The sequence below is a fragment of the Streptomyces lonarensis genome (assembly GCF_012033735.1).
Taxonomy (GTDB): domain Bacteria; phylum Actinomycetota; class Actinomycetes; order Streptomycetales; family Streptomycetaceae; genus Streptomyces; species Streptomyces lonarensis.
Genome location: NZ_JAAVJD010000387.1, coordinates 1 through 2,938, shown reverse-complemented (window position 1 = coordinate 2,938; position 2,938 = coordinate 1). Strand labels below are relative to the sequence as shown.

The 2,938-nt window shown below is 72.8% G+C and carries 2 protein-coding genes; both read right to left on the bottom strand.

Annotated features, from left to right (window positions below; translation table 11 throughout):
* On the bottom strand, positions 1 to 1,109 hold a 1,109-nt coding region (locus tag HCN56_RS24815; RefSeq protein WP_167974789.1), incomplete at its 3' end, for a type III polyketide synthase.
* Between the two features lie 8 nt (positions 1,110 to 1,117).
* Positions 1,118 to 2,314: a cytochrome P450 gene (locus HCN56_RS24810; RefSeq protein WP_312871441.1), complete on the bottom strand. Its 1,197-nt coding sequence runs from the start codon at positions 2,312 to 2,314 to the stop codon at positions 1,118 to 1,120.
* Positions 2,315 to 2,938: the final 624 nt, after the last annotated feature.

The window sequence follows — 2,938 nt, the reverse complement described above, 5'->3', positions numbered from 1 at the left end:
GGCGCGGTGGCGCCGCGGCCCGCCGGCACGGAGACCGCGCCGGCCGCCGCCGGGGCGAGCGGGGCCCCGGTCCAGCTGCCGAGGCTGATCTCGGCGGTGATGCCCGGGCCGAAACCGGCGATCACCCCCCGGGCGCCGTCGGCGGCCCCACCGTCCGCGAACAGCCGGTCCAGCGCGTCCAGCACCACCGCCGCCGCGATGTTGCCGCGCTCGGTCAGCGTCGCCCGGCTGTACCGGAACATCTCCGGCGGCAGCCCCAGGTAGTGGCAGAGGTCGTCGAGGATGCGGGGGCCGCCGGCGTGGACGATGTAGAAGTCCAGCCCGGAGATCTCCCACTCGTGGCGCTCGGCCAGTTCCCGCATGGCCGGCGCCAGCATCGACATCGTGCCCGGCACCCGCTTGTCCAGCATGAAGTGGTAGCCGGTGTCACGGATGACGTAGGAGATCCACTTCTCGGTGCCCGGCACCAGGTGCGAACCGTTGTGCTGGAGCCGGACGCCGGTGCCGCCCTCGCCGCGCATGACGACCGCCGCCACCGCGTCGCCGAACAGCCCGTTGGAGAGCAGGTTGCCCACCCCGAGGTCGGTCGGCTGGTAGCAGAGCGAGCAGAACTCGCAGGCCACGATGAGGACGTTGGAGCCGGGGTAGGCCGAACAGAAGTCGTGGGCCCGGTTGATGGCCGAGCCGCCGGCGGCGCATCCGAGCTGCGCGATCGGCAACTGCCGCGTCTCGGGCCGGAACCCCATGGTGTTGATGAGCCACGCCGTCAGCGACGGCATCATGAAGCCGGTGCAGGAGACGTAGACGATGAGGTCGATGTCCTCCGGCTCCAGCTCGCCGTGGGCGAGCGCCCGCCGCACGACGTCCGGGACCCGGGCCTTGGACTCGGCCTCGTAGATGGCGTTGAGGACGGTCGCGCCGGGGTGCCGAAGCGTTTCCTCGATGGGGCGGACCAGCCGCCGCGTCTCGACGCCGGTGTTGCCGATGAGCCGCAGCGCCAGCGGGAGTTGCGGGTGGTCGGCGTGGAGGCTGCGCGCGAGGTCGAGCGTCTCCTCGCGGGTGATGACGTGTTCGGGTACGGCGATGGCGGGACGGCACAGCGTGGTCATGGGGCTCCTCACCAGGCAACCGGAAGGGCGAGCGGGTAACGCCAGATCGAGACGGTGTTCCACTCCACGTCCTCGATCGGGACCGCCAGCCGCATGCCCGGGAAGCGGGCGATGAGCGAGCCGACGGAGACCTGGAGCACCATGCGGGCCAGGTGCGATCCCAGGCAGTGGTGGCCCCCGTATCCGAACGCCATGTGCGGCACGGGGTGTTCGCGACGGAAGTCGAGCTCGGCGGCGTTCTCGTAGACGAGGTCGTCGCGGTTGGCGGTCAGATAGGAGACGTGGACGGTGTCCCCCGCGCGGATCGTCACCCCGTCGATGTCAACGTCCTCCAGGGCGACGCGGGGGATGCCGACGCCCTGCCGGAACGGGACGAAGCGCAGCATCTCCTCCATCGCCTGCGGCACCAGCTCGGGCTCGCGCTCCAGTTGCGCCAGGTGCTCGGGGTGGGTCAGCAGGGTGTAGACGAAGTTGCTGATGTCGTAGGTGGTGGTGTCGTGGCCGGTGACCACCAGCAGCATCGCGAGGACGGCGAGTTCGTCGTCGCTGAGCGACTCGTCGCCGATGCGGGCGGTCGCCAGCCCGCTGATGAGGTCGTCCCCCGGGTCGCGGCGGCGGGCGGCGGTGAGTTCGCTGAAGTACGCGCGCAGGGCGATCTTCGCGGCGACCGCCGACTGCTCGTCGGCGGCGCGCATGGACATCATCGCCATGGCGTGGCCGCGCAGGACGGAACGGTCCTCCTCGGGGATGGCGAGGAGTTCGCAGATGGTCAGCAGCGGCAGCGGCTCCGAGAGGTGGTGCACGACGTCGGAGGGCGGCCCCTCGGCCGCCATCGCGTCGAGCATCCCGTCCACGGTGCGCTGCGTCCAGGGGCGCAACGCCTCCACCTGCGGGGTGGTGAACGCCTTGGTGATCAGCCGCCGCACCCGGTTCAGCCCCGGCGGGTCCATCAGGTTGATGGACTCCGACTGCGCGATCGGCGCCGGGGTGATGCGGGGAAAGTCGCGGCCGACGAGGGCGGCGCGGCTGAACCGCCGGTCGGAGGTGACGAGTTTGACGTCGGCGTAGCGGGTGACGAGCCAGCAGTCCCCCTCCCCGTAGGGCATGCGGACGCGGGCGACCGGCGCCTCCCGCCGCATCCGCTCCATGAAGGGGTCGGGTTCCAGCGCGTTGTCATGGCGGAACGGGCAGCCCTGCACGTCGATCGGGGCCGGGGACTCGGTCGGGCTCTGCGGAGGGATCGAGGTCTGCGGGGTGTTCGAGGTCTGGGTCACTGCACTCCCGTTAGCGCGTGCGTCCCCGCGGCTGGCGGGGCGCGGGTGAGGTCCGGGTCGGAGAAAACCGGTCGGGTGGCCGTGGTCGGGGAGCCGGACGCGGGGTCCGGGTGGAGGTAGGACGCGCGCTGCGACGCGGACGCGGGCGGCGTGCGGTGCACGGAGGGGTTCGACGGCGGCGGCGCGTCGTCGAAGCGGACGGCCGGGGCGGCGCCGGTCGGTCGGGCCGGCCCCGGCCGGGTCGTGCCCGCCCCGAGGTGTGCGCCGGACCGTGCGGGGGCCGGGCCGCGCCGGCACCTCACACGGCACACCCGGCCGTGTTCATCTGGTCGCGAAGCGTAGCAAGGGGGGTGGTGAGCTGCGAGAACGAGCTTTCACCCGTGGTCTCACCGTCGGTCACGGCGGGCGGGGACGCGGCCCGGTCGAGCGCGGGCGAAGGCCGGAAGCCCGGCCAGGCGTGGCCACCGGTCGGGGGCGGCGTTCCTCCGAAAGGGCGGCGCACCCGCGCCCGGAGGGGGTGGGGGGTACGCTCCGCGGCGACCGCCCCGCCGCCGC